Origin of the sequence: Massilia luteola (genome assembly GCF_034420155.1) — a bacterium.
GTDB classification, from domain to species: domain Bacteria; phylum Pseudomonadota; class Gammaproteobacteria; order Burkholderiales; family Burkholderiaceae_D; genus Telluria; species Telluria luteola.
This window is the reverse complement of record NZ_JAXOFN010000025.1, coordinates 24,825-49,505: the sequence shown is the minus strand read 5'-3', so window position 1 is coordinate 49,505 and position 24,681 is coordinate 24,825. Positions and strand designations below refer to the sequence as shown.

General features: G+C 66.2%; 24 protein-coding genes and 1 pseudogene. 13 read left to right on the top strand and 12 right to left on the bottom strand.

All coding sequences use genetic code 11. From position 1 onward, the window contains the following. The first annotated feature begins 59 nt into the window (after positions 1-59). Positions 60-608: a putative glycolipid-binding domain-containing protein gene (locus U9J41_RS22075; protein WP_322404303.1), complete on the top strand. Its 549-nt coding sequence runs from the start codon at positions 60-62 to the stop codon at positions 606-608. Here the strand turns inward: U9J41_RS22075 and U9J41_RS22070 are convergent. Further along, positions 575-1,801: a DUF418 domain-containing protein gene (locus U9J41_RS22070; protein ID WP_322404302.1), complete on the bottom strand. Its 1,227-nt coding sequence runs from the start codon at positions 1,799-1,801 to the stop codon at positions 575-577. The two genes, U9J41_RS22075 and U9J41_RS22070, sit on opposite strands and share 34 nt — an antisense overlap. A 362-nt stretch (positions 1,802-2,163) precedes the next feature. On the opposite strand from U9J41_RS22070, the gene U9J41_RS22065 reads away from it, so the two are divergent. From U9J41_RS22065 to U9J41_RS22055, 3 genes are all read left to right on the top strand, one after another. Continuing rightward, on the top strand, positions 2,164-3,330 hold the full coding sequence (locus U9J41_RS22065; protein WP_322404301.1) for an MFS transporter: 1,167 nt from the start codon (positions 2,164-2,166) through the stop codon (positions 3,328-3,330). A 118-nt stretch (positions 3,331-3,448) separates the two neighbouring features. After that, positions 3,449-4,075 (top strand): DUF4254 domain-containing protein, encoded by a 627-nt coding sequence (locus U9J41_RS22060; RefSeq protein WP_322404300.1) that lies wholly within the window; start codon positions 3,449-3,451, stop codon positions 4,073-4,075. Then, entirely contained in the window at positions 4,072-4,917 is an 846-nt protein-coding gene (locus tag U9J41_RS22055; RefSeq protein WP_322404299.1) for a glycosyltransferase family 2 protein, read from the top strand. Before U9J41_RS22060 ends, U9J41_RS22055 begins: the two co-directional genes overlap by 4 nt. 37 nt (positions 4,918-4,954) lie before the next feature. Here the strand turns inward: U9J41_RS22055 and U9J41_RS22050 are convergent, their stop codons facing one another. Then, on the bottom strand, positions 4,955-6,007 hold the full coding sequence (locus U9J41_RS22050; protein ID WP_322404298.1) for a glycosyltransferase family 9 protein: 1,053 nt from the start codon (positions 6,005-6,007) through the stop codon (positions 4,955-4,957). 28 nt (positions 6,008-6,035) lie between these two features. Next, positions 6,036-6,494 carry a hypothetical protein gene (locus U9J41_RS22045; RefSeq protein ID WP_322404297.1) on the bottom strand — a complete coding sequence of 153 codons (459 nt, stop codon included), beginning with the start codon at positions 6,492-6,494 and terminating at the stop codon, positions 6,036-6,038. Positions 6,495-6,770: 276 nt separating this feature from the next. Here U9J41_RS22045 and nudC point away from each other — a divergent pair, with 276 nt between their 5' ends. Then, the gene (gene nudC / locus U9J41_RS22040) at positions 6,771-7,592 is read left to right on the top strand and encodes an NAD(+) diphosphatase (RefSeq protein WP_322404296.1); all 822 of its coding nucleotides are present in this window, start codon (positions 6,771-6,773) and stop codon (positions 7,590-7,592) included. 39 nt (positions 7,593-7,631) lie between these two features. Here nudC and U9J41_RS22035 read toward each other — a convergent pair whose 3' ends face one another. Then, on the bottom strand, positions 7,632-8,510 hold the full coding sequence (locus U9J41_RS22035; RefSeq protein ID WP_322404295.1) for a hypothetical protein: 879 nt from the start codon (positions 8,508-8,510) through the stop codon (positions 7,632-7,634). A 150-nt stretch (positions 8,511-8,660) separates the two neighbouring features. Between U9J41_RS22035 and folE the strand changes: the two genes are divergently transcribed. Both folE and U9J41_RS22025 read left to right on the top strand, forming a co-directional pair. Further along, on the top strand, positions 8,661-9,227 hold the full coding sequence (gene folE, locus U9J41_RS22030) for a GTP cyclohydrolase I FolE (RefSeq protein ID WP_322404294.1): 567 nt from the start codon (positions 8,661-8,663) through the stop codon (positions 9,225-9,227). A gap of 236 nt (positions 9,228-9,463) precedes the next feature. Next, positions 9,464-9,739: pseudogene (locus U9J41_RS22025) on the top strand (transposase); the annotation flags it as partial. A 65-nt stretch (positions 9,740-9,804) separates the two neighbouring features. Here U9J41_RS22025 and U9J41_RS22020 read toward each other — a convergent pair. Further along, positions 9,805-10,227, bottom strand: a complete 423-nt coding sequence (locus U9J41_RS22020; protein ID WP_322404293.1) for a hypothetical protein — start codon at positions 10,225-10,227, stop codon at positions 9,805-9,807. Positions 10,228-10,501: 274 nt separating this feature from the next. Here U9J41_RS22020 and U9J41_RS22015 point away from each other — a divergent pair, with 274 nt between their 5' ends. The 3 genes from U9J41_RS22015 to U9J41_RS22005 are packed head-to-tail and all read left to right on the top strand — an operon-like array spanning position 10,502 to position 14,344. Next, a complete protein-coding gene (locus tag U9J41_RS22015) occupies positions 10,502-11,110 on the top strand; it encodes a (2Fe-2S)-binding protein (protein ID WP_425260913.1) in 609 nt (202 codons plus the stop codon). A 10-nt stretch (positions 11,111-11,120) separates the two neighbouring features. Next, positions 11,121-12,128 (top strand): FAD binding domain-containing protein, encoded by a 1,008-nt coding sequence (locus tag U9J41_RS22010; protein ID WP_322404291.1) that lies wholly within the window; start codon positions 11,121-11,123, stop codon positions 12,126-12,128. Then, positions 12,125-14,344 carry a xanthine dehydrogenase family protein molybdopterin-binding subunit gene (locus U9J41_RS22005; RefSeq protein WP_322404290.1) on the top strand — a complete coding sequence of 740 codons (2,220 nt, stop codon included), beginning with the start codon at positions 12,125-12,127 and terminating at the stop codon, positions 14,342-14,344. Before U9J41_RS22010 ends, U9J41_RS22005 begins: the two co-directional genes overlap by 4 nt. A gap of 179 nt (positions 14,345-14,523) precedes the next feature. On the opposite strand, the gene U9J41_RS22000 is transcribed toward U9J41_RS22005, so the two are convergent. From U9J41_RS22000 to U9J41_RS21970, 7 genes are all read right to left on the bottom strand, one after another. After that, positions 14,524-16,035: a TolC family protein gene (locus U9J41_RS22000; protein ID WP_322404289.1), complete on the bottom strand. Its 1,512-nt coding sequence runs from the start codon at positions 16,033-16,035 to the stop codon at positions 14,524-14,526. Positions 16,036-16,045: 10 nt separating this feature from the next. After that, positions 16,046-17,023, bottom strand: a complete 978-nt coding sequence (locus U9J41_RS21995; RefSeq protein WP_322404288.1) for an HlyD family secretion protein — start codon at positions 17,021-17,023, stop codon at positions 16,046-16,048. A gap of 5 nt (positions 17,024-17,028) precedes the next feature. Beyond that, a complete protein-coding gene (locus U9J41_RS21990) occupies positions 17,029-17,235 on the bottom strand; it encodes a DUF1656 domain-containing protein (RefSeq protein ID WP_056437962.1) in 207 nt (68 codons plus the stop codon). Between the two features lie 11 nt (positions 17,236-17,246). Continuing rightward, entirely contained in the window at positions 17,247-19,289 is a 2,043-nt protein-coding gene (locus U9J41_RS21985; RefSeq protein WP_322404287.1) for an FUSC family protein, read from the bottom strand. Further along, positions 19,286-19,738, bottom strand: a complete 453-nt coding sequence (locus U9J41_RS21980; protein ID WP_322404286.1) for a MarR family winged helix-turn-helix transcriptional regulator — start codon at positions 19,736-19,738, stop codon at positions 19,286-19,288. The genes U9J41_RS21985 and U9J41_RS21980 overlap by 4 nt, the downstream gene beginning before the upstream one ends. Positions 19,739-20,076: 338 nt before the next feature. Then, a complete protein-coding gene (locus U9J41_RS21975; protein WP_322404285.1) occupies positions 20,077-20,709 on the bottom strand; it encodes an HAD hydrolase-like protein in 633 nt (210 codons plus the stop codon). A 235-nt stretch (positions 20,710-20,944) separates the two neighbouring features. Then, a complete protein-coding gene (locus tag U9J41_RS21970) occupies positions 20,945-21,262 on the bottom strand; it encodes a hypothetical protein (protein ID WP_322404284.1) in 318 nt (105 codons plus the stop codon). 185 nt (positions 21,263-21,447) lie between these two features. On the opposite strand from U9J41_RS21970, the gene U9J41_RS21965 reads away from it, so the two are divergent. The 3 genes from U9J41_RS21965 (at position 21,448) to U9J41_RS21955 (ending at position 24,663) form a co-directional block, all read left to right on the top strand. Continuing rightward, entirely contained in the window at positions 21,448-22,659 is a 1,212-nt protein-coding gene (locus U9J41_RS21965) for an extracellular catalytic domain type 2 short-chain-length polyhydroxyalkanoate depolymerase (RefSeq protein WP_322404283.1), read from the top strand. Positions 22,660-22,940: 281 nt separating this feature from the next. Next, positions 22,941-24,020 (top strand): acyltransferase family protein, encoded by a 1,080-nt coding sequence (locus U9J41_RS21960; RefSeq protein ID WP_322404282.1) that lies wholly within the window; start codon positions 22,941-22,943, stop codon positions 24,018-24,020. Between the two features lie 76 nt (positions 24,021-24,096). Next, positions 24,097-24,663, top strand: coding sequence for an HNH endonuclease (locus tag U9J41_RS21955; protein ID WP_056437990.1), 567 nt, complete (start codon positions 24,097-24,099; stop codon positions 24,661-24,663). Positions 24,664-24,681: the final 18 nt, after the last annotated feature.

Sequence of the window (24,681 nt, the reverse complement as noted above, 5' to 3'; positions counted from 1 at the left end):
CAACATGGTTGCGGGCATGGTGCTACAGTGGGCATGCACGGAAAACGGACGGAGGCGGCATGAAACGCAGCTATCGCTGGGCAACGGAGCAGAGTGGCGGCCTGGAGCATGTCGAACTGGAGATCGGGGATGCCGGCGTGACGGCCGACGGCGTACTCATCGGTCCTGCGGGCGGCCGATTGTTTGCCTGCAGCTACGCGCTGCGCTGCGACGAGCACTGGCAAGTGCGCAGTCTCGACGTGCACGTCGCGGGCAAGGACAGGGTGTGCCTGCGTGCCGACGGTGCCGGCAACTGGACCGCGGCCGACGGCACCCCGCTGCCGGCGCTGCAGGGCTGCCTGGACGTCGACCTGTCCGGCAGCCCCTTCACCAACACGCTGCCGATCCGGCGCCTGGGCGAATCCTTGCGCCAGCGCCAGGAAATCAAGGTCGCGTACGTCGACCTGCCCAAGCTCGACGTCCAGCCCGTGTCCCAGGCCTACACCAGCATGGCGCCGGACCGGGTGCTGTTCGAAAGCCTGTCCCGCCCGTTCACCGCGCAGCTCGAGATCGACGGCGACGGCCTCGTGCTGCGCTACGAGGGCATGTTTACGCGCGTCGCCGGCTGAGCGGCCGTGCCGATCCACGTGAGGCGGTGCCACACCCCTTCCAGCGGCCCCTGCTTGTGGCGCCTGAGCCACCAGGCGCTGAAGGCGCCCTGCAATACCGCGAGCACGATGCCGATCACCAATGCCAGCGCGGTGCCGGTCGTCGCGTATTGGCCGAATCCGAAGCCGTAGTACAGCGTCGTGCCCACGATCGACTGCATCATGTAGCTCGTCAGGCTCATCCGACCCAGCGAACGGAACATGCCGAGCACGCGCGCGCCCGACGGCCGGCGGTACCACAGCGCGAAGCCGGTCACGAGCAGGAGCATGATGTCCAGGTTGAGCAGCGGTTCGCAAATGCCGTTCAGCGGCCGGCGCAGCGCCTCGGCATCGATCCACGCTTCCAGGTGGCTGTGGACGACGAGCAGCGGACCGAGCAGCAGCAGCGCGCCAAAAAAGACGCGGCGCCAGACGATGCGATTCGTCGCATCGACGGCGAACAGCCCGGCGCGCCCGGCCAGCATGCCGAACATGAACAGCGCGGGAATCTGCAGGATGCGCCCCATTTCCCAGCTCCACAGCAGCACCGCCTGCTTGCCGTTCGTGAGGTTGCCGATCCAGACGTCGAGCAGCGACCCGTGTTTCAGATACTCGTCGGCGCGGCCGAAGTATGCCCAGGATGCCGGATCCGGCAGCTTGCCCGGCGCGCTGCCCAGTGCCGCCAGCGCGTCGAGCCAGGCGAACGGCTGCAGGCTGAGAAAGCAGGCCAGCACGAAGACGGTGCGCGTACGCAGGCGCGCGACCGGGATCAGCACCAGGCCGAGCACGGCATACATGGCCAGGATATCGCCCTGGTAGAACGCGCTGTTCACCAGCCCGAACCCGAGCAGGAGCAGCATGCGCCACGCAAAGCGCGGCCGGAAATCCTCCCCGCGCCGGGCCCGCGCGTCGGATTGCAGGTAGAAGGTCAGGCCGAACAGCAGGGCGAAGATGGCGTAGGACTTGCCGCCGAACAGGGCGAACATCGTGTTCCAGATACCCTGACCGAGCCCCTTCAGCCAGGCCGGCTCACCCGGCGGCGAAAAGTAGAGGTCGAAATGCTCGAGGTTATGCAACAGCATGATCGAGACGATCGCAAAGCCGCGCAGCGCGTCAACGAGGTCGAGGCGGGGCGTGTTGGTCACGGGCGATGGCGTCTTGGGATGGGGCGTCATGGAATGTCCGGTTCGTTGGGCCAGATAATTCTAGGTTGAAAACGGTTTCATTCCCAATGGTTTTTTCTGCAAGAAAGGGCAGGGCGACAGGCCGGGCTGCCGCCGGCTTTTCTCGTCATTTGTTCACATCTGGTTACAAAGCGGTGGCTTCGCGACGGGTTTGTCGGCAACCAGCAACGGATCAACGCCACCCGATACATCCCTCTAAAATTTTTTCCGAGTGGCAAAGAAATGCGTGCGGAAAGGTCGTAAAATTGCCTCCCGTCAGTGTTCCGCGCGCCAGCCAATCGGTTGGCGTTTGCTTTTGGCCCCCTGTTCGCTTCCGCGTCGAAGATAGACTTTTAACAACAGATATCTACTGAATGCAAAATCATCTGCCCGTCAGCACCGCCAGCGCCCGCAACATCGCGTTGTCGCAATCCCAGTCGTTTGCCTTGCCGCTCCTGTTCACGGTGTTCGGCATGATCATGGGTTCCTGGGCTGGCCGTATTCCCGCAATGGCCCAGCGCGTGCACGTGTCGCACTCGGCGTTGTCGATGATTCTTCTCTGCGGCGGCCTCGGCGCCGTTCTGTCGTACCCTATTTCATCGCGCATGATGGGTTCGCTCGGCGCGCGCAAGACCATGCTGGTTTCCGGCATGGCCCTGCTCGCCGTGCTGATCGCCATCGGCGCCGCGCCGACCGTGCCGTTGCTGATGATGGCGGTGCTGAGCCTCGGCATCACCGCCAGCACCTTCGACGTCGCCGTCAACTCGGCCGCGACCCGGCGCGAAAAGCAGACCGGCAAACCGGAACTGTCGAAGCTGCACGGCCTCGGCTGCGCCGGCGGCCTGGTGGGCGCGACCCTGGGCAGCCTGATGGCGAGCCTGCACATCGCACCGGCGACCCATTTCGTGATGCTCGCCGGTCCGCTGGCCCTGGCGCTGTACTTCGGCTATTCCCTGCTGGACGCGACGGATGCCGGCGAAGCCGTCGAGAAAAAATCGTTGTCGCTGCCGCGCGGCCCGCTGCTGTTCCTGGGCGCCATCGGTTTCCTCGGCGCGATGGCGGAAGGCAGCATCGCCGACTGGAGCGGCGTATTCCTGAAAGCGCATTTCGGCGCGTCGGATGGCCTGGCGCCGCTGGCGCTGTCCGCGTTCTCCGTCATGATGCTGCTGGCCCGCCTGGTCGGCGACAAGCTCAAGGCCCGGCACGGTGCCCGTCCCCTGGTCACCAGCGGCTCGATGCTGGGCGCCGCCGGCCTGTTCTTCGCCGTGCTGTCGCCGAATGCCTATTTCGCCCTGTTCGGCTTCGCCGTCGCCGGCATGGGCATGGCGCTGGTGTTCCCGTTCGTGTTCAGCGCCGCCGGCGCGCAAGGCCCGGCGGCATTGGCCGGCGTGGCGAGCATGGCCTACAGCGGCAGCCTGATGGGCCCGCCGGTAATCGGTGCCATCGCACAAGGCCTGGGCATGCAGGTCGCCATCGCCTACATCGGCGTGCTGGCTGCCCTCATCGCCTTCGTGGCCAGCCGTTCGCGCCTGCTGAAGTAATCTTTTTCTTCCGGCACGCGCCGTTTGCGCTGTGCCAAGCCCGTGCGAATTCCGAAGAACTCCAGTACGCCTGCGTACTCCAAGCAACGTCACTCGTCTGCTCAGGATCGGAGTCTCCATGCAAAGCGAAATCGATGCCGTGTCCGTCGTCTGGTTCCACGACCGCCAGCTGCGTGAACGCGATTGGCCGGTGATGTCCCAAGGTGCCGGCCCGGGCGGCGGCGTGTGGGCATGGATCGATGACAACCACCGCTACAACGGCCTGCTGTGGCGCGAGGAAGAGCGGGCGCACCGGCTGGACGTGCCGCCCGCCGAGATCGCGGCCGGCAAGCGCCTGATCGACCGCTACAACCGGAAGCGCAACGACGCGGTCGAGGCCATCGACGAAACGCTGCTGGCCGGCCTGAACCAGGTCGTCTGCCAGCCCGGCGCCCGGCTCTCGAGCGAAACGGCGGGCGCCATGGTCGACCGCCTGTCGATCCTGGCCCTCAAGATCCACCACATGCGCGCGCAGGCGCAGCGCGCCGATGCCGACGAGGACCACGTCCGCGCCTGCACCGACAAGCTCGAGCGGCTGCTCACGCAGCGCCGGGACCTGATGTCCTGCCTCGACCTCCTGCTCGCGGAGGCGCGGGCCGGGCGGGCTTATTTCAAGCGCTATCGCCAGTTCAAGATGTACGACGATCCCGCGCTCAATCCCTACCTGAACGGCCAGGCGCCGCGGAATGGACGGGCGACGCCGTGAGCGAGACGATCGACGTCCTGATCCCGACCCGCAACCGGCCCGCGGCGCTCGCCGTCACGTTGACGGCACTCGGCGCCCAGACCTGGCCGGCCCTGCGCATCGTGCTTGCCGACCAGTCGGACGACGAGGGCGCGTGCGCGCGCGGCGAAGTGCAGGCCGTCTTGCGCTACCTGCGCGCGCGCGGGCGCAGCGTCGATACGTTCCTGCGTGCGCGCCGCCGCGGCATGGCCGAACAGCGCGCATTCCTGCTGGCCCAGGCGCGGGCCGCCTGCTGCCTGTTCGTCGACGACGACGTGATCCTCGAACCGGACCTGGTCGCCCGCTTGCACGCCGTCATCAGCGCGGAACGATGCGGCCTCGTCGGCAGCGCATCGCACGGATTGAGCTACCTGGGACAATTGCGGCCGATGCAGGAGGCGATCGAATTCTGGGATGGTCCCGTGATGCCGGAAACCATACGCCCCGGCAGTCCGGCATGGGCACGCCATCACCTGCACAGCGCGGCCAATCTGTTCCACGTGCAGTCCCGCCTGAAGCATGAGCGCGCGGCGACCCGGCGCTACAAGATCGCCTGGGTCGGCGGATGCGTGATGTTCGATACGGCCAAGTTAAGGGCCGCGGGCGGCTTCGACTTCTGGCGCGAGCTGCCGGCCCAGCATTGCGGCGAAGACGTGCTGGCCCAGCAGCGCGTCATGGCCTGCTATGGCGGCTGTGCCATCCTGCCGTCCGGTGCGTATCACATGGAACTGCCGACGACGATCACGGCACGGGCCATCGACGCGCCGTATGTGCTGCCGCTGGCCGACCCGCCGGCGGACGGCGTACCGGGGCCGCACGGATGACTTGACTCGAGATTGCGGGCCTTGCCGATCACTATCGCTACCAGTACGGCCACATGCCGGCACTGCGCTGACGGCTCGGCGCCGTGTCGGAGAGTAAGGCGCGTGCGTGTTCCAGTACCACCTGGGCGCGATCCGCCCCCGGGTCCCAGATGCAGCGGTGCCGATGACGGTCGAGTGGCGCCCAGCAGGCGATGTCGGCCTTGCTGAATACGACGACACTTTTGAGCTTGAGGCCGGCCGCGATATGGGAAACGCCTGTGTCGTTGCAGAGCAATAGCCTGGCATCGCGCAGCAGGACGGCCATCGCGCCGATGGAGATCGGGGCGGCGGCGTCGAGCGGCGTGTGCTGCATGCGATCAGCGACGTCGGCCGTCAGGTCCGCTTCTTCGGCCGATCCTGTCAACACCACCTTGAGGCCGAATTCCGCCGCCAGGCGATCGCCGACCTCGGCAAACAGGTGCGCCGGCCAGCATGTGTCCCGCTTGCGCGCGCCGGGATGGATGCACAGGTATGCGCCGGGAACGAGGGTGCCGCCGAGGCCGCTTGCACGCCATTCATCCTCGTCCTGCCGCGACAGCGGGAATTCCAGATGCACCTCTGTCGATGGCGCGCCCAGTTGTTCCATCAGGGACAGCAGCCGTTCCGGCTCCGCACCGATTTCCGGATAGGGAAACAGGACGGTGCGGTCGCGGACGATAGGACCGCCACGACAGAAACCGGCCATGGCCTGCGCACCGAAGCCGCTGACGATGTCATTGCCCACGTCGCCACTGCCGTGCAACTGGAGCGCCAATGCGAACTGGCGGGTGCAGAGGCTCGTGTAGAAATGCGCGAGCGCCTCCTGCCGCACCGGTTGCCCGGGCAGCAGGGGATGGCCGGGAAAGGCGATGAACTCATCCACGTACGTGTCGAACCGGTCGGCAAATTGCTGCGCCCAGGGCAAGCCCACCAGCGTGATGTGGGCACGCGGCAGCGCGGCGCGGAGCGTACGCAGCGCCGGCACCGCGCACAGCATGTCGCCCAGGTGGAGGGCGCGGAATACCACAACCGACGACGGATCGAGGCGCTGCAGCAGTGGTCGACGGTACACGTTTTCCTCCTTTGACGAGGCATCTGCCTTACACACGCGACAGACAGTCGGGGACATTGCATGTGCTGCGCTCCGGCTGGCGATCCCGGCCGGCGTCGCGGACTTGCGCCCAGTCGGTCGTCCCGGCCGGGAATACGGTGCTGGCGCCGCGCCGCTCGTGCCGCGGGCGCACGACGAACAGGGCGCTCCCGGCGCCGCGGGCGAGATCGAATGTGGTCTTGCTGCCGTCCTCGTCGAAGTCGGCGATGTAGACGGCCGAGGGCCAGTCCCGTGGAATCGGAAAGTGATAGGCCGGCCAGTTCCGGTCGACGTCCGGCGCGGCGTCGGTCGTCCATGCGCCGGCCAGCCAGTCGCTGCGCAGCATCCATATCGGTCCGTCGCCCCAGCGGTGGAAGGTGACGCGGAAACGGCGGCTGTCGGTGGACACGTGCAGGATCAATGTGGCGCCGGGCTGCACGCTGGCCCGTTGCGGATACGCGCGGATCATGTGGGCAGCTCCGGTTGGATCCGTTTGGTCACGAGGAAAGGCGGTATCGCGAGGGCGTGCGGGGCAGGCGGCGAAACCACTCGCGCCGCCTGATGCGCGCATTGATCCGGTTAATACCGAGTACGACGGGAACATCGGTCATCGTCTCCTCCTGGTGGGATTGCGATGCAAAGGTCCAGCTAAGTCTTGGAGCACGATGCGCTGGATTAGTTCATCCATTCGGTGTGGCGAAAGACGGTATCATCTTCGGCAGTTCCCTTGATGACCGGATATCCCATGCTCCAGACGCCCGCCTCGTTCACGCCCCTGATGGCCCCGCAGCACGATGCCGCGCCGCTGTCCTTCGTCTTCCACGGCGGGCGGCTGCTCGTGCGCGAGGCCGACCTTGGCCTGCCCGACGACGCCGCGGTGCGCAGCCTCGCGCTCGATCCGCCGCGGCTGCAACCGGTCGGTCTGCTGGAGGGGCGTTATTGCCAGACCGCCTGGGTCGACGACGAGGCGCAGGCACCGGCCGGGTACGCCTGGCGCGGGTTGCGTTCGCTGTTCGGCGAGTTCGATGAAGCCCGGCTCGGCGTGGCCGCGCGCGCGTCTCAGGTCGCAGAATGGGCGCGCACCCACCGTTTTTGCGGCGCCTGCGGCAGCGGCACCGTGCTGGCGGCGGGCGAACGCTGCTTCAAGTGCGTGAACTGCGGCCACATGGCGTATCCGCGCATCTCGCCGGCGATGATGGTCCTGATCCGCAACGGCGACAAAGTGCTGCTGGCGCTGCACACCCAGTCGGCCGTAAAGCGCTTCGTGCCGCTGGCCGGCTTTCTGGAGGCCGGCGAAGCGATCGAGGAAGCCGTGCACCGCGAAGTGTTCGAGGAAGTCGGCCTGCGCGTGCACAACCTGCGCTATTTCGGCAGCCAGTCGTGGCCGTTCCCGCACTCGCTGATGATCGCGTTCACGGCCGATTACCTGGATGGCGACATCCGCACCGATCCCAACGAGATCCTCGAAGCGCGCTGGTTCGGCCCGGATGACGAGTGGCCCGAGCGCGTGCCGCACGTGTCGGTGTCGAGCATGCTGGTCGACAGCCACCGTCCGGCAGGGCGCTGAGGCCGCGCAGGAGAACGCGCGGCCCCGGCGCGGCCGGCATCAGGGGAGTGGCGTGGCCGCGGCCGCGATCCTGCCTTCGACGCGCAGCGCCAGCGGCAGTTCTTCCGGCCGGGTGCCCGTGCTGCGCATGCGCACGACGCGCTGCATCAGGTCGAACCAGAAGGGTGCGCCGAACAGCGCGGTCGACGCCGTGACGAGCCAGCCGGCGACCTGCAGCGCGAAGTCGGCGCCGGGCATCGGCGGGAACCGGGTCCAGCCGATCGGCAGCGCCATCAGGGCGTCGAACACGGCCGGGTCGAGCGCACCGGGGGCATCGCGCAGGTGCGCGGCCAGCGACGGTTGCTGCCATAGAGTGCGGAACAGGTGGATGCTGTCGATGTTGAACAGGATTGCCAGCAGCAGCGCCAGCAGCAGCGAGATCAGCAGCTGCCGCCGTTTATAGGTGCCGGACATGCGCGCCATGGCGTTGTCGAACCAGCCGGCCAGCATGTCCTGGAATTGCTGCAGGTCGCGCGCGCGGCCGTACAACCCGCGCATCACCTGCCGGAGCTGCGGATCGGGGATCGTCTCGATGGCGCCGGAAAGCTGGATGAAGTCGCCCGGCACTTTCCACAGGCTGTCCACCAGGGCAATCGCAAAATGCGCCGGTTCGATGTACGATGGCCGCGTACGCATGTCCCGCTCGTTCGGCGCGATGCCGTCCGTGTGCGGGTTGACCAGCGGATGCATGTAGACGGCGCGCGCCAGAGCGTCGAAGCACGGGTCGTTGAGCATGCTCTTGACGCCCGCCAGCAGCGTGTTGGCACGCAGCCGGAACGCCGCGGCCAGCGCTTCCTGCAAGGTGCTGACGATCAGGGCGACCGTGCCATAACAAAATGTCAGGCCGATCGCGACTTCCAGGACAGTGCTTCCGAGCATGGATGTTCTCCCGCGCAGTGACAAGGACGTCGACTACGCTAGCGCATCCGCGACGGTGCGGCGTCCGATTTGCGCAAGGAAGCTGCCGCCATCTGTGGATTCCCCCCATTTTCTATATACTCTCGGCAATCGAAAATTTTAGGATTCACCATGTCTGACAAAGAAGTCTTCACCGAGCACGACTGGCGCCGCCTGCTGTCCAGCCTTGGCGAAGATCCCAACCGCTCCGGCCTGCACGAGACGCCCGCGCGTGTCGCCAAGGCCTGGAAACACTGGACTTCCGGCTACGACCAGGACCCGGTCGAGATCCTCAAGGCTTTCGAAGACGGCGCTGAGGAATACAACGAATTGATCGTGGTGCGCGGCATTCCGGTCTACAGCCATTGCGAACACCACCTGGCGCCGTTCTTCGGCAAGGCGACGGTGGGCTATCTGCCGAACGGCAAGATCGTCGGGTTGTCGAAGCTGACCCGTCTCGTCGACGTGTTCTCCAAGCGCCTGCAGGTGCAGGAACGCCTGACGGTGCAAATCGCCAACACGCTGATGGAAGTGCTGGAACCGAAAGCCGTGGGCGTGGTCATCAAGTGCCGCCACATGTGCATGGAAAGCCGCGGCATCCGCACCCCGGGCGAGGAAACCATCACCTCGACCCTGCTGGGTGAACTGCAGCCGAACCTGGCGCTGCGCACCGAATTCCTGTCGCTGGCCCGCGACTGACCCGCCGGGGCGGCATGCCGCCCCGCGTTCCCTCCTTCTCCGCCTCCGTTTGCCGGTGGCGCGATGCCGTGCGCATGGGGCCGAAAAAAAGCCGCCATGATTCCGAACACGCTGCTAGACTGTGTATTTACTGGGCGCCCGTGTTCGATCCCGTCGCGACAATGCGCTACGCCCCGTCGATGATCGGGAACCTGTTCCGGATCATGTGTCTCCAAGTGATTTTTGAGGCGATCGACATGGCCAGGCAAACCTTTCCAAGCGATGTACTGCGTGAACAGTTCGAGACCGTGCGTGAAATGCTGGAAGCGGCGCGCCGCAAGACCCGGCCGCGCAAGCACGATCTGTACGATGTGTTTTGCGCCGTCCTGTACTTCCTCCACACCGGCAGCGCCTGGCGCAGCATGCCGCCCGAGTTCCCGCCCTGGCGTACCGTGCACGAATATTTCACGCAATGGACGATGCTGCGCGAAGGCGACCGCACCCTGCTCGAGCAGGCGCTCGACCGGATCGGACGCACGGCCGAAATCGCGCGGCTGCGCCAGTTGACCGGCCAGCGCTGACATCCTGGCCGCGCGAATCAGCGGGAGGCCGCCACCGAGCCTTCCGCCGGCTCGAACACGAATTTCTTTTTCGCGTCCATGTGGAACACGCCGATCGGCTGCGCCTGGACATTGTCCGATGGCTCAGGCAGCTGGCTGCAGTCACGGGTTTCCAGTTGCCACATCTCATTGCCCGAGCGCAGCAGGAACGCTTCCTCGCCCGTCGAGAACAGCTCGACGTTCAGGTCGGCCAGCGGCGTCTTGCCGAGGTCGAACTGGCGCTGGCAGTCCGGCAGGCGCGATGCGATCACGCGCAGGCCCACCTGTTTGCTCCAGAAATAGTCTTGCGTGACGACCACGGTCAGGGCGTGGTCGCTGCCGTCGATCGTATAGCTGGCCGATTCGTTGACGCAGCCGGCCAGCAGCAAGAGCGGTGTCAACAGGAGCAAGGTGGAGCGCATGGTCATTTCCGGGTTAGCGATGCTTCCATGCATCACTGCATGAGTATAGAGCCCTTCAAACGTCGACCGCAACGGCGGCCTTTCACGCCTGAACCCAAGTCACTGATTTCTTTGAAGAATTAGATTCTGGCGCGCTCCGTGATTTTTTGATTTCAGAGATGATGACCAGGATGCTTATGACGCACCGCTGGCCTGGATCAAGGCTTGAAGAGCGGCGTCATCCCTTTTTAGCCTCGGCAGGAACCCGTGCGGACCGGGCCGGTCTGACGGTAGCCTGCCATTTCGGAACGGAAGCGAGCCAAGCATGCCAGACGACGACCAGAATCTATCGGAACAGCGGGCGCAGGGCGCAACGCTGCCCTGCGCCCCGCCGCAACCGCTGACCTTGCGGATCAATGGCGCCGAGCACAACCTGACGATCGAGCCGCGCGTGACGCTGCTGGACGCGTTGCGCGACGTGCTGGGCCTGACCGGCACCAAGAAGGGATGCGATCGCGGCCAGTGCGGGGCATGCACGGTCCTGGTGGACGGCCAGCGCATCAATTCCTGCCTGACGCTGGCGGTCATGCACGACGGCCGCGAGATCACGACGGTGGAGGGCCTCGGCACGGAAGGCCTGCCGCATCCGATGCAGCAGGCCTTCATGGATTGCGATGGTTTCCAGTGCGGCTATTGCACGCCGGGGCAGGTGTGTTCGGCCGTGGCGCTGCTGGACGAAGTGAAGGCAAGGCAAGCCAGCATGCTGACCGAAGGCGACCAGCTGGCGCCGGGCGCGCTGTCGGAAGACGAGATCCGCGAGCGCATGAGCGGCAACCTGTGCCGCTGCGGCGCCTATCCCAACATCGTCAAGGCCGTCCACAGCGTGGTCTTGCGCCAGGCCTAGGAGGACGCGCATGCAATCGATCTTCTATGACCGTGCCAGGGACGTGAACCATGCGCTGGAGCTGGCGCGTCAGCCCGGCGCCAAATTCATCGGCGGCGGCACCAATCTGCTCGACCTGTACAAGAGCGGCATCGAACAGCCGGTGCGCCTCGTTGACGTGAGCCGGCTGGCACTGGCCGACATCGAGGAATTGCCGGGCGGCGGCCTGCGCATCGGCGCGATGGCCAGCAACACGGCGGCGGCCAATCACCCGCTCGTGCGCCAGCGCTACCGCCTGCTGTCGGAAGCGCTGCTGAACGGCGCGTCGACCCAACTGCGCAACATGGCGACCGTCGGCGGCAACCTGTTGCAGCGCACGCGCTGCTATTACTTCACCGATCCGGCTTTCCCGCACTGTAACAAGCGCGATCCGGGCTCGGGCTGCGACGCCATCGACGGCCACAACCGCATCCATGCGATCCTCGGCGCCAGCCCGCACTGCATCGCGACCAATCCGTCGGACATGAGCGTGGCCCTCGTCGCGCTCGACGCGGTCGTCCGCCTGCAGGGCCCGGACGGCGAGCGGCAGGTGGCGGTCGCCGATTTCCACCGCCTGCCGGAAGACCGTCCGCAGGACGACACGGTGATCCGCCCGGGCGAACTGATCACGGCCGTGGAACTGCCGCCGTCGCCGTTTGCGCAGCACGCGCACTACCTCAAGGTGCGCGACCGCGCCAGCTATGCGTTCGCGCTCGTGTCGGTGGCTGCCGCCGTCGACCTGGACGGCGAGATCATCCGCGACCTGCGCATCGTGCTGGGCGGGGTCGCCCATAAACCCTGGCGCGCGCTCGGCGCGGAACAGCGATTGCGCGGCCAGGCGCTGGCCGCGTTGAGCGACGCCGTGCTGGGCAAGGTGGGGGCGGATGCCGTCGCCGGTGCCCAGCCGCATGCGCACAATGCGTTCAAGGTCGAGCTGGCGCAGCGCGCGGTCGCGCGGGCGCTGCGCGTCGCCACGGGCCTGATGGGAGGTATGGCATGAGCATCACGGGCGCACCCATCAATCGCGTCGACGCGTGGGCGAAAGTCAGCGGCGCGGCGCGTTATTCGGCCGAGCATCCGGTCGACAACGTGGCGCATGCGGTCCTCGTCACCAGCACGATTCCCAGCGGACGCGTGCTTTCCATCGACGACAGCGTGGCCCGTGACGTGCCGGGCGTGCTGCTCGTGATGACCCACGAGAACGCCCTGCGCCTGCCGCCGAAGACAAAAGACGGCAAGATCCAGCCGCCCGTCGGCCGCAGGCTGACCTTGCTGCAGGAAGACGACGTTTATTACAACAACCAGCCGATCGCCGTCGTCGTGGCCGACACGTTCGAGCGCGCGCGCGAGGCCGGCGCGCGGCTGCGCATCGAGTACGAGCGCAGGCCGGCCATGGTCGACTTCGAGCAGGCCAGGCAATCGCTGCATCCGCCGGACAAGGTGCTGGCGGAAGACACCGACACGAAACGCGGCGACCTGCACGCCGGGCTGCTGGCGGGCAGCGCGCGGATCGACGTCACCTACACGACGCCGGTCGAGCACCACAACCCGCTCGAAACGCACGCGACGATTGCCGCCTGGGACGGCGACCACCTCACGCTGTACGACTCGACCCAGTACATGAAAGGCGTGCAACGCATCGTCGCCAGCATCTTCGACATGCCGCCGGAAAACGTCACGGCGATCTGCCCTTACGTGGGCGGCGGCTTCGGTTCGAAAGGCTCCGCGTGGTCGCACGTCGTGCTGGCCGCCATGGCCGCGAAGCAGCTGGGGCGGCCCGTCAAATTGTCGCTGGACCGCAACCAGATGTTCGGCCCGGTCGGCTGCCGTCCCAACACCGTGCAGCGCATGCGCATGGCGGCGCTGCCGGACGGGCGCATGATGGCGTCCAGCCACGACACGATCGCGTACACGTCGATGATCGAGGACTGGATCGAGCCGTGCGGCCTCGTCACGCGCATGATGTACGAGAGCCCGAACCAGGAATCGTCGCACCGCCTCGCGCGCATGCACCTGGGCACGCCCACGTTCATGCGCGCGCCCGGGGAGGCCACCGGTTCGTATGCCCTGGATTGCGCGATCGACGAACTGGCCTGCGAGCTGCACATGGACCCGCTCGAACTGCGCCTGAAAAATTACACCGAGCGCGATCCCGGCAAGGACTTGCCGTTTTCAAGCAAATCGCTGCGCCAGTGCTACGAGATCGGTGCGGAACGGTTCGGCTGGCGCGACCGCAATCCGCAGCCGCGCTCGATGCGGCAGGGGAACAAGCTGGTCGGCTGGGGCATGGCGACGGCGAGCTATCCGACGAACCGCTCGCCGGCGGCGTGTTCCGCGACGCTGCTGCCCGACGGCACTGCGCTGTTCCGCTCCGGCACGCAAGACCTCGGCACCGGCACCTACACCGTGATGACCCAGGTCGCAGCGGACGCGCTCGGCGTGCCGGTGGAGCGCGTGCGTTTCGAGCTGGGCAATTCGCGGATGCCGGAAGCGCCGGTCTCGGGCGGATCGATGACGGTGGCCAGCGTGGCGCCGGCCGTGCAGGCGGCAGGACAGGCGCTGCGCCTGAAACTGCTCGGGATCGCCGCCGCGGACGAGCGTTCTCCCCTGTTCCGCGCGACTGCAGACGAGGTCGGCGTGGATGCAACCACGGATGGCGGCGAACTGTATCTGTTGGCGGAACCGGCCCGGCGTGTCGCCATGCAGGCGATCGTTGCACGCCACGGCAGTCCGGTGGAGGTGACAGCCAAGGCCGAGCCCGGCGACGAGAAGCAGAAATATTCGATGCACGCGTTCGGCGCCGTATTCGTCGAGGTGACGGTGGACGAAGACCTGGGCGAGATCCGCGTGCCGCGCGTGGTCGGTGTCTACGGCGTCGGCAAGCTGATGAACGAAAAGACGGGCTACAGCCAGCTGATGGGCGGCATCGTCTGGGGTATCAGCCTGGCGCTGTTCGAAGAAACGATGATCGACAAGCGGGACGGCCGTGCGGTGAACGGCAACTTCGCCGAATACCACGTGCCGACGAATGCCGACATCCAGGCGATCGACGTGCAGATCGTGGACGAGGACGATCCGCACGTGAACCCGCTGGGCGCGAAGGGGATCGGCGAGATCGGCATCACGGGCGTCGGCGCCGCCATCGCGAATGCCGTGTTCCATGCGACCGGTAAGCGGGTGCGCGATCTGCCCGTCACCCTCGACAAGCTGTTGTAGGAGGACCGGGGCGCGTAGCCCGGGGCGCGCAGTCCTGGGCGCGTAGTCCGGAGCGCGCAGCCCGGGCGCGCAGCCGGCTCGCCGTCCACGCCGTGATACGTGACGATACGTGAGGTTGAGCAGGACGAGCACGCCGCGGGCGAGTCTCGACGAATAAATTCGTTTGACGTTTCAGATATTTAAGGCTGGCTGGACGCGTGGCCGGCAGCGCCGTCCACGCTACCCGAAGCATGCTTTTCGCCATGCTTCGTGTGCGTGTTCTCCCAGCCGCCACCGAGGGCCAGGAACAGCTGCACCTGGTCCGCCGCCAACTGCGCGTCGGACGCGGCCAGCATGCTCTCGGCGCTGGCCAGCGTGCGGTCCGCGTCCAGCTGGGACAGGAAGTCCGTGCGGCCGAACCGGTACAGCTTGGCCGACTGGCGCGATGCCAGCGCGCTCTGGTCGCGCGCGGCGCGCAGGAAGGCGTTGCGGTCGAGTTCGCGGGCGTAGACGGTCAGCGCACTTTCCGTCTCGCGCAGCGCGTTCAGCACGACGGCGTCGAAGCGGGCCAGCGCGCCCGTCGTGCTGGCCTTGGCCTGGGCGATGTGGGAGCGGGCCGAGCTGGTGGCCGGCAGGTTCCAGGAGATCAGCGGGCCCAGGCTGAATTTCCAGGTGTTCGCATCGTTGAACTGGCTCATCATGCCGACCGCGCCGACCGATGCGCCCAGGGTGATGTTCGGGTACAGCTCGGCCGTCGCCACGCCGATGCGCGCGGTCGCGCCGGCCAGTTGGCGTTCGGCCTGGCGCACGTCCGGACGGCGGCGCAGCAGCGCGGCGCCGTCGCCGACGGGGATCGTCGCCGCGACGCGCGGCGGCGTGGCGCATTGCGCGACTTCGGCCGGGAACTGACTCGGCACTTCGCCGGTCAAAACGGCAAGGCGGTACAGCGCCGTGCGACGCTGGGCTTCCAGCGGCGGCAGGCTGGCGCGCAGCTGCTCGAGTTGGGCCTGGACACGGGTGGTCTCGATGGCGATGCCGCGGCCGCGCTGGACGCGTTCGGTCGTGAGCCTGGCGAATTTTGCCTGCAGGTCGACGGATTGCTGCGCCACCTTGAGCTGATAGCCGGCCGAGCACGCTTCCGCATAGGCGCGGGTCGTGTCGGCCGCGACGATCACGTGGGTCAGGTCGCTGGCGGCCTGCGCGGCGCCGACGTCCGCTTCCGACGCTTCGACGGCGCGGCGGATGCGGCCCCACAGGTCGAGCGTGTAGCCGATCTTGATGTCGCCGTCGTACAAGCCGTCGGTAGGTAATTGTTCAGGGATGCCCAGCTGCGCGCCGGCGATGCGGCCGTACAGCGGCGCGGCGCTCATCTCGACTTCGGGGCGTTTCTTTTCCTCGACCTCGTCCAGCACGCCGTGTGCGCGTTGCAGGTTGGCGGCGGCCACGCGGAGGTCGGCGTTGTTGGCGAAGGCCTTGGCGATCAGCTTGTCGAGCAGCGGGTCCTGGTACAGATGCCACCAGTCGGCCGGCAGCGGGTCGGACTTGAACGGCGTTTCGGTCGCGCCCATGAACGGGGCGTTGGCCGCGTCGCGCTTGATCACGGCTTCTTTTGGTACGTGGTAGTCGGGGCCGACCGTGGTGCAGGCGGCCAGCGCCGCCGCCATCAGCGTCAGCGCGCATGCTTTCTTGGCGGTTGAGCGGTAAAGGTTCATGATCGTTGCGTCAATGTGTGGTGGCGGTTGCGGACTTGGCCGCGACGGCGACGACAGCGGCCGCCTTGGCCGGTGCCGCGGGTGCCGCCGGTGCCGCAGCCGGTGCCGCAGCGGGTTTGGCCGGGGCCGGCAGCACCTTGACGGTCGCCGTCTGCCCGGCCACGAGCCGCACGTTGGCCGGCACCGGATCGAGGGCGATGCGCACCGGCACGCGCTGGGCCAGGCGGACCCAGTTGAAGGTCGGATTCACGTTCGGCAGCATGTTGGCGCCGGTGCTGCGGTCGCGGTCGGTGATGCCTTCGGCGACGCTGTCGACGTGGCCGTGGATCGGCTGGCGCGTGCCCATCAGGGTGATGTCGACCGGATCGCCCAGCTGGATGCCGGGCAGCTTCGTTTCTTCGAAATAGCCTTCGACATAGAACGAGCCGCTGTCGACGACGGCCATCACCGGATGCGCCGTGGTGGCGTACGCGCCCTCGCGCAGGTCGAGGTTCGTCACGATGCCGTCCACGCTCGACACGACGTGCGTGCGCTCGAGGTTCAGCCTGGCCGTGTCGCGGTTGACGATCGCTTGCGCCAGCGCGGCTCTGGCCTGGTCGGTGCGGGTCTGGCCTTGCTCGCGGGTTTCCTGCGACACGAGGTCGTCGAGCTGGGTGTTGCGCCTGTTCTCGCGCTGCGCCTGGGCCAGCGCGGCGGTGGCCGCCGTCACCTGGGCGTCGGCCTGGCGCAGGGCCAGTTCGAAGCGGGCGCGGTCGATCTCGAACAGCGGCTCGCCCGCTTTCACCTGCTGGTTGTCGTGCACGTGGACCTTGGTCACCTGGCCCGTTACGTCGGGCGCCACCTGCACGACATAGGCCTTCACGCGGCCGTCGCGCGTCCAGGGCTCGAGCTCGTAGTGGTGCCACAACTGCCAGCCCGCATAGACCGCGCCCGCGGTCACCACCGCCGTGAGACTTACCCGGCCAATCGCCGCCAATATAGTTTTCATAGCTCTCAAGACCAGTTGCGTGTGTAATACGTCAGTGCGCCGAGCACGATGACGAACAGGGAAAAATCGAACAGGGCCGGGTGCCAGACGAGGCGGTAAAAGCCCGTCCTGGCGAGGACCAGATTGATGAGCCGCGATACCACCAGCGCCGCCAGCGCGAGCAGCAGGAGCGGAGGAACGTAGAGGCCGTAGATGCTGACTTCGCCGATCATCGGATCGCCTTTCAGAGTGCGGTTGCGAGCGACGGCGCATAGGCCGCCGCCTTGGGAAACAGGTCGCGGCGCATGCCGGTGAGCGCGGCTAGGGCCTCGCGCTGGGCCGCGTCGCGCTGGCCGGCGCAGATGGCGCGCAGGGCGTTGTCGAGCGTATCCAGCAGGCTGCGTTCGCAACCGGCGTCGACGGCCGGGCGCAGCGCGAAATGGCGCGACAACTGCTTCATCAGCGGGCCGACGGCCGCTTCGCCGCGCCCCAGCTGGGCGCGCACGCTTTGCAGCAAGGTCATGTTCAGGCCGATGCGCAGGTCGCGCAGGGCATCGACGGCTTGCAGGTCCTGGTCCTTGCCGGCCAGCGCCAGGCGCGGCGTCAGCATGCCGACGCGGTCGACCATCCGCGCCGAGAATTCCGGCAGCGACGGCACCCGTTCGCCGCTGCCCAGGCGCGACAGCTCGCGCCAGCCGGCCTTCAGCAGGCGGCGCGCCGTCCAGCCTGCGCCGACGGTGCGGAACACGCTCGTGGTGACGGCGGCCGCGACGTAGCCGACGACCTGCGACAGCGTGCTGTTCATGAAGGAGACCATGTCGGCGTTGTGCGTGTCGACCATCGCCAGGGTGCCGCAGATGCCGAACAGGAAGGGGATGGCGCGGCCATACGTGGCGGGCCGTGCGACGAACACACCCAGCACGAGGAAGGTCGGGGCACATGCCAGGATGAACGTTTCGAAGCCGTGCACGGCCGGCAGGATGCCCAGCAGATAAACGGCCGACATCGGGATCGAAAAGATCGAGTACCACATGAAGGTCTTGATGAACGGCACCGGATTGTCCTGCGTGGAGAAGAAGCAGCACAGCACGGCGGTCATCATCGGGGCGGCCGCGCCGGACGGCCAGCCGGTCAGGATCCAGAACGCGCAGCAGGCCAGCACGGCGACCGCGGCGGCAAAGGCGGACAGCACGGCCATGCCGCGGTCGTGGTGGAGCGCACTCATCGGCACGCCCGGCCGGTGGCGCACGGCCTCGGGCAGGCTGCCGTGCACGCCGGCGTCGATGTGCTGGCGCAAGGCGCGCGTTTCGATGCAGACGTCGATCAGGCGGCGCAGGCGCGCGGCCAGGTTCACTTCGATCATGCCGGCCCAGCCGAGTTCCTCGTCCACCGCCGGTTCGAGCGCGTCGATGCGCCGGCGCAAAGCGGCGCCCGGGGCGTCGAGCGCCACGTCCTTCGGCGTTTCGGTGAGGGCGACGACGTCCTTGAGCAGCACGCGCCAGCGTTCCGACACGTCCGTGGCCCCCATGTCGCGCAGCGCGGTCAGGCGATCCTCGACGCCCGAGACGATGGGCACGAACGCGGCCAGGCGTTCCTGCAGCGCGTTCACCGCCGTCTCCGTCCAGCGCAGGTGCGACGTGTCGAACGGCAGGTGGGTCGTCATCAGGCGCATCTCGGTGATGTCGCCGGCCAGCTTGCGGCGGTCGGAGGCGGCGCGCGCATCGCCGGCCGGATTCAGCGCGTCGCGGATCCAGTGGTGGGCGTCGCACACGGCATTGTCCAGGCGCGCCAGCAGCATCGGACCGAACGGTTGCGGCAGCACGAGGCTGTGCACGACGGTGGCGCAGGTGATGCCGAGCAGGATTTCCTCGACGCGCGCGAGGGCGATGTCGAAGATGGCGCTCGGATCGTTCACGGCCGGGAAGGCGATGAGGCCGGCGGTGTAGCCGCCCAGCATCAGCATATAGGAGCGCGGCGTGCGGTCGAGCAGCGAGAAATACAGGCAGCCGGCAATCCACAGCGCCAGCGTCAGCGACAGCAATTCGGGCGAGTTGATCAGGCGCGGCACGAGGAACGTGACCGCGATGGCGCCCAGGACGGTGCCACCCGCGCGGTACAGGCCCTTGGAGCGGGTCGGTCCGGCGAACGGCGCGGCGCAGATGTACGCCGTCATCATCGCCCAAAAGGGTCGCGGCAGTCCGATGCGCATCGATAAATATACCGAGAGCATCGCTGCCGCGAATGACTTGACGGAGAACAGCATCTCCGACCGGGTTGGCAGGTTCATGCGGCCTGGATCGTGGCGATGGCGGTCGGCAGGCCGGACAGGACGCGCAGCGTGGCCTCGACGTCGGCCGCGTCGAACTCCCCGAACAGCTTGCGGCGGAAGGGCGTCAGGGCCTGGTCCATCTGGTGGGCCGTTTTCAGGCCCTCGTCGGTCAGGCGCAGGATCTTGGCGCGGCGGTCCTGCGGGTCTTCATGGCGCTCGACCAGGCCCGATCCGATCAGGTGGTCGACGACGCGCACGAGCGACGACGCTTCCAGGCTCAGCGTCTCGGCGAGGATGCCCGGCCGCACGCCGTTGTCGCCGAAGCGGTGGATGACCAGCACCGGCAGGCCGGTCGCCTGGGACAGGCCGAAATCGGACGCGACCTTGTCGGCGGCGGCACGGTAGGCTCGCGACGCGTGGGTCAGCGCGGCGGTGAGACTGCTCAGGGTCTGGTCAGTGAGGCGCATGTTGGTTTGCGTAAATACTTTGATTGAGTACTGTTGATATGCAAAAGTTTAGCATGCAAACTATTTCCATGCAACGCATGACGGACACGGCGCTATCCTCAGCGTCAGCCGTAGGGTGGGCAGCTCGACCGATAACGACGGCATGGACGTGCGGCATGCGCTGCCCACGCGTGACGTGTGCATGGTGTCGGCCGGATATGCGCCGGTTGACCGCGTGGGCACGGGGTGCCCACGCTACCTGTAGTGCGAGTGCATCGTGGTGGCCGGGTATGCGCCGGTTGAGCGTGTGCGCACGGGGCGCCCACGTTACCCGTGACGCGACAGCCGCTGGTCAGGCGTCAGGCTGCGGCAGCGATCCGGCGCAGCTCCGCCGGCGTCACGAACTCGGTGACGCACGCCTGCGCGCGCAGAGCTTCGATGGTGGCATAACCCCAGTGCACGGCCCCGAACGCCACGCCGGCCTTGCGCGCGGCTTCGGCGTCAAGGGCCTGGTCGCCGATGTAGAGGGCATCCGCGGGCGCCACGCCGCAGGCCTTGAGCACGGCGCGGATGCGGCTCGCTTTGCCGAACACGGACATGCCGCAGTCGAAGCGCCGGATCAGCGCCGCCAGTTCCGGGCCCAGCACCGTGCGCACGTTATGCTCGGCATTCGACGACACGACGGTGAGCAGCACACCTTGGCCGTGCAGATGCCGCAACGCGTCCGCGATGCCGTCGAACAGGCAAATAGCGTGGGCGCTGTCCCGCATCATCGCCATGAAGGTCTTCGAGGCCAGCGGCAGCTTCCAGGCCGGCATGCCGACGTGGTCCATCATCTGGCGCACGCCGAGGTGGCGCAACTCGCCGGCGCGTTCGACGTCGATGCGGCGAAACGCGTGGCGGTCGGCGATCGTGTTGAAGACGCTGAGGAAGAAGGGAAACGAGTCGGCCAGCGTGCCGTCGAAGTCGAAGATGGCGAGGCGGTAAGTCATGCGCACATGGTACACGCCGCGCCACGTGGACGACGATCAGCCGTCGATGGCTTTGCGGGCGAGCGCAGGATCGTCCGGGAGCAGCCCGTCGATGCCCGTCCCGAGATAGCGCCGGATCTCCGCGACCGACCCTGCGTTCGTTCCGCGCCGGCGGGATGACGGCGCGCGTGTTCGGCGCGACGACGTCCGCATACGCCGCGATGTCGCGCAGGCCGCGCGCCGTGACCATCCCGCCTTACGTCAGGCCGCCGCCGGCGGCGGCATCGGCCGGCCGCTCCTTGTCGTACGCCCCGCCCGCGATGACCAGCTGGGCCAGCGTGACGTTGGACGGCTTGCCGAGGCCCTTGCGCAAGGCCTTCAGGCCGGCGGTTTCGAACGATTGCACGACGACCGGCGCGCGCCGCGTGTAGCCGAGCTGCTGGCCGTCGAAGCCGTGCACGAGCAGCGCCAGGTTCTGCTCATTGTTGCCCCACGGGTCGGCTGTATGGAAGCGCACGCCCGGCAGCGTCTGCAATGCCTTCAGCGGATTCACGCCTGGCAGCACCTTCTGCATCGCCGCGCCGGACATGGCGACCGACGAGCGCGTCTTGCGGGTCGAGATCTCGACGGTGGCAATGGTGCCGGCGGGCGTTTTTGCACAGCCGCCTGATCAAGCGCGCACATTGCTTTGCGCTTGCACATCGGTCTACCTCAACTAATCTGATTCGAGTCAATCTCACAACAACAATCGGAGACAACATGGCAATCCTGATCAGGGCAAGACATCTTGCCTGCATCCTCATTGGCTTTCTCGGCACGAGCGCCTTCGCGGCGGTCGTCGCGCTCCCCAAGTACAACGTCAGCGTGAACGACGTGTCGGTCTCCGGCTTTTCATCCGGCGCCGACATGGCCGTGCAGATGCATTTCGCGTATTCGAAAACGGTCAGAAAGGGCGCGGGCGTCATCGCCGGCGGCCCTTATTACTGCTCCCAGGGCAATGCCGCGATCTCGATCGGCCCGTGCATGGCCAATACCGGCTCGCGCAATCTGCCGTACCTGATGTCGGTGGTGAATACGTGGTCGGGCAATGGCTATATCGACCCGACCAGCAATATGGCGGCATCGAAGGTGTATCTGTTGTCGGGGACGATCGATTCGACGGTGCGCCAGCCCGTCATGGACGATCTCAAGACGATGTATGGCAGCTACCTCCCGGCCGCCAATATCTATTACAAGAACAATCTCGCGGCCGAGCATTCGGTCCCGACCGATTTCTTCGGCAACGGCTGCGCCATCAACGGCAGCCCTTACGTCGATAACTGCAACTTCGATACCGCGGGCGAAATCCTGAAATGGATGTATGGACCGCTGAATCCCAAGAATACGGGTACGCTTTCCGGCAGTTTTATTAATTTCGACCAGTCCGTCTTCTGGGGCAACTTCAACCCGAACACCTACAGCATGGCCAGCAGCGGCTACGCCTACGTGCCGGCCACCTGCGCGGCGGGGCAGTCGTGCCGGCTGCACGTGGCATTCCACGGCTGCCTGCAAAGCGCATCGGTCGTCGGCACGGCCTTTTATCAGAACGCCGGCTATAACCGCTGGGCCGATACGAACAACATCATCGTGCTGTATCCGCAAACGATCGTCACCGCGAACAATCCGGGCGGTTGCTGGGACTGGTGGGGTTACGAGGACGTGAATTTCCCGGCCAAGAGCGGCGGGCAGATGGTCGCCATCAAGACCATGATCGACAAGATCGTCAGCGGCAACAAGGCGGCGCCGTTCACGTGCAGCCACTGGTATGCCAGCAATGTGTCGCATGTGTCGGCCGGCCGGGCGTATATCGGCGCCGATGGACAGGTGTATGCGAAGAATTCGAACCAGTATCTGGGGTATTACATGCTGATGGCGTATACGGATGTCAGGCAGACGTCGGCGGGGTATTACGCCTATGGGAGTTGTTCCTGAACACTTTAGTCATTCTACGTGGCCGGGATCATCAACAAAACGCGATATCGGCCACTATCTGTAAAACTAATTTGCATCTTTATGTAACAAGCTTTACGAGGTGTAAAGCGTGGTCCCGCACGATTCAGCTCGGCTATCATGGCCGCCCGCTCAGCTGTATCGACAACCTTGTTGCTTGATTGGCATTGGGCAACTTTGAATGGCTGGGCTCACACATGAAAGATCCGGGAGTGTCTGGACCGAACGCAGCGGTCCAAAAACAGTTTGGCTTGATCAATCTCTTGAAAGCCGGTGCTGCGCAACTGATCGTGCTGCATCACCTGGCGTTCTACGGTCCGATGGCCGATGCCGCGCGGCCGTTGATGCCGTCGATCATCGACTGGCTCGACCACAACGGCCGCATCGCCGTCCAGGCCTTCCTCGTCATCAGCGGCTTCCTCGTCGCGAAATCCCTGTCGCCCGCCGGCCTGCCCGGCATCGGCAATCCGCTGGGCACGATCTGGCGCCGCTACATCAAGCTGGCCCCGCCATTCATCGTGGCCATGTTCCTGGCGATCGGCGCGTCCGCGCTCGCGCGCACGTGGATGGTCCACGATTCGATCTCGGCGCCGCCCAATCTGTCCCAGCTGGCCGCGCACGTCCTCTTGCTGCAAAGCGTGCTGGGCTATGAGTCGCTGTCCGCCGGCGCCTGGTATGTCGCCATCGATTTCCAGCTGTATGCGCTGATCACCGGCCTGCTGTGGCTGGGTGGACGCGTCGCCGGCAACCGGCCCACGACCTGGCTGATGCCCCTGCTGGTGACGCTGGGCGTGAGCATCTCACTGCTGTACTTCAATCGCGACGCCGATTTCGACGTGTGGGCACCTTACTTCTTCGGCAGCTACGGCCTCGGCATCCTCGCGTGGTGGGCGAGCGATCCGCGCCGGCCGTTCCCTGCGACGTTCGCTTTGCTGCTGCTGTTGATCGTGCCGACCGTGCTGGCGCTGGGACTCGATTTCCGGATCCGCATCGCGGTGGCGGCGGTCGTTGCCGGCGTCCTGTTCCTGTTCGGCCGCACGCGGCTGAGCACGTATGCGAACTCGGGGTGGTCCGTCATCAATTACCTCGGCAAGATCTCGTACTCGATTTTTCTCGTGCACTTTCCGGTGTGCCTAGTCGTGAACGCGGCGTTCACGCGCTTCGTGCCGGACGATGCGTATCTACAAGGTGCCGGCGTGGTGTGGGCATGGGCGGCCAGCGTGGCGGCGGGTGCCGTGTTTTTCCACTGGGTCGAGACGCCCCTCGGGCGATTCCTGTCCGGGTTGGCGAAGCCGGCCGCGGCGCGGCCGTTTGCCGCGAAGCCGGTCAGAGTGCGGAGCTAAAACGAAAGTCAGCATCAGTTGCTGACTTTTTTTTGTATTGAAGATAGTCTGTGCCAATCAGACGAAGGTGGACACGATGAACACCCAGATCCTGGCACTCGATATTGCGGGCAATCCGTTCGACTGGATCCCGCCAGAAGACGCGATTTTGTATTACGTAACCGGCAAGGTGGCCTGGGAATTGGGCGATCGCGAGTTCGTTTTCCGCGGCGGCTATTCCCGTTCCGGCGTGCAGTCGAAGATCGCGGTCAAACCGATTATTGCCATCGCCGGCAGCGAGATCATGACGCGCATGTTCAAGGTCGGACTGCCGCTGACGCATCAGAACGACCTCCTGTTCAAGCGCGATCGCTATACGTGTGCCTACTGCGGCAACCGCTTCGCGCACAAGGACCTGTCGCGCGACCATATCCTGCCGAAGTCGCGCGGCGGGAAGGATACGTGGATGAACTGCGTGACCGCCTGCAAGCGCTGCAATCAGGAAAAGGGCAATCTGCTGGTCGAGCAATTCCGGCCGCTGATCTATGTGCCGTATGTGCCGTGCCGCGCGGAGCATTACCTGTTGAGGGGCCGAAATATTCTGGCTGACCAGCATGAGTATCTGACGGCACAGCTGCCGAAGCACAGCCGGTTGTTGAATTGACTGAAGCGGCGTCGCTGC

Coding starts and splice junctions, on each gene's coding strand:
- U9J41_RS22075 (WP_322404303.1), top strand. CDS start 60: ATGAAACGCAGCTATCGCTGGGCAACGGAGCAGAGTGGCGGCCTGGAG.
- U9J41_RS22070 (WP_322404302.1), bottom strand. CDS start 1,801: ATGACGCCCCATCCCAAGACGCCATCGCCCGTGACCAACACGCCCCGC.
- U9J41_RS22065 (WP_322404301.1), top strand. CDS start 2,164: ATGCAAAATCATCTGCCCGTCAGCACCGCCAGCGCCCGCAACATCGCG.
- U9J41_RS22060 (WP_322404300.1), top strand. CDS start 3,449: ATGCAAAGCGAAATCGATGCCGTGTCCGTCGTCTGGTTCCACGACCGC.
- U9J41_RS22045 (WP_322404297.1), bottom strand. CDS start 6,494: ATGATCCGCGCGTATCCGCAACGGGCCAGCGTGCAGCCCGGCGCCACA.
- nudC (WP_322404296.1), top strand. CDS start 6,771: ATGCTCCAGACGCCCGCCTCGTTCACGCCCCTGATGGCCCCGCAGCAC.
- U9J41_RS22035 (WP_322404295.1), bottom strand. CDS start 8,510: ATGCTCGGAAGCACTGTCCTGGAAGTCGCGATCGGCCTGACATTTTGT.
- folE (WP_322404294.1), top strand. CDS start 8,661: ATGTCTGACAAAGAAGTCTTCACCGAGCACGACTGGCGCCGCCTGCTG.
- U9J41_RS22020 (WP_322404293.1), bottom strand. CDS start 10,227: ATGCGCTCCACCTTGCTCCTGTTGACACCGCTCTTGCTGCTGGCCGGC.
- U9J41_RS22010 (WP_322404291.1), top strand. CDS start 11,121: ATGCAATCGATCTTCTATGACCGTGCCAGGGACGTGAACCATGCGCTG.
- U9J41_RS22005 (WP_322404290.1), top strand. CDS start 12,125: ATGAGCATCACGGGCGCACCCATCAATCGCGTCGACGCGTGGGCGAAA.
- U9J41_RS22000 (WP_322404289.1), bottom strand. CDS start 16,035: ATGAACCTTTACCGCTCAACCGCCAAGAAAGCATGCGCGCTGACGCTG.
- U9J41_RS21995 (WP_322404288.1), bottom strand. CDS start 17,023: ATGAAAACTATATTGGCGGCGATTGGCCGGGTAAGTCTCACGGCGGTG.
- U9J41_RS21990 (WP_056437962.1), bottom strand. CDS start 17,235: ATGATCGGCGAAGTCAGCATCTACGGCCTCTACGTTCCTCCGCTCCTG.
- U9J41_RS21985 (WP_322404287.1), bottom strand. CDS start 19,289: ATGAACCTGCCAACCCGGTCGGAGATGCTGTTCTCCGTCAAGTCATTC.
- U9J41_RS21980 (WP_322404286.1), bottom strand. CDS start 19,738: ATGCGCCTCACTGACCAGACCCTGAGCAGTCTCACCGCCGCGCTGACC.
- U9J41_RS21975 (WP_322404285.1), bottom strand. CDS start 20,709: ATGACTTACCGCCTCGCCATCTTCGACTTCGACGGCACGCTGGCCGAC.
- U9J41_RS21970 (WP_322404284.1), bottom strand. CDS start 21,262: ATGCAGAAGGTGCTGCCAGGCGTGAATCCGCTGAAGGCATTGCAGACG.
- U9J41_RS21965 (WP_322404283.1), top strand. CDS start 21,448: ATGGCAATCCTGATCAGGGCAAGACATCTTGCCTGCATCCTCATTGGC.
- U9J41_RS21955 (WP_056437990.1), top strand. CDS start 24,097: ATGAACACCCAGATCCTGGCACTCGATATTGCGGGCAATCCGTTCGAC.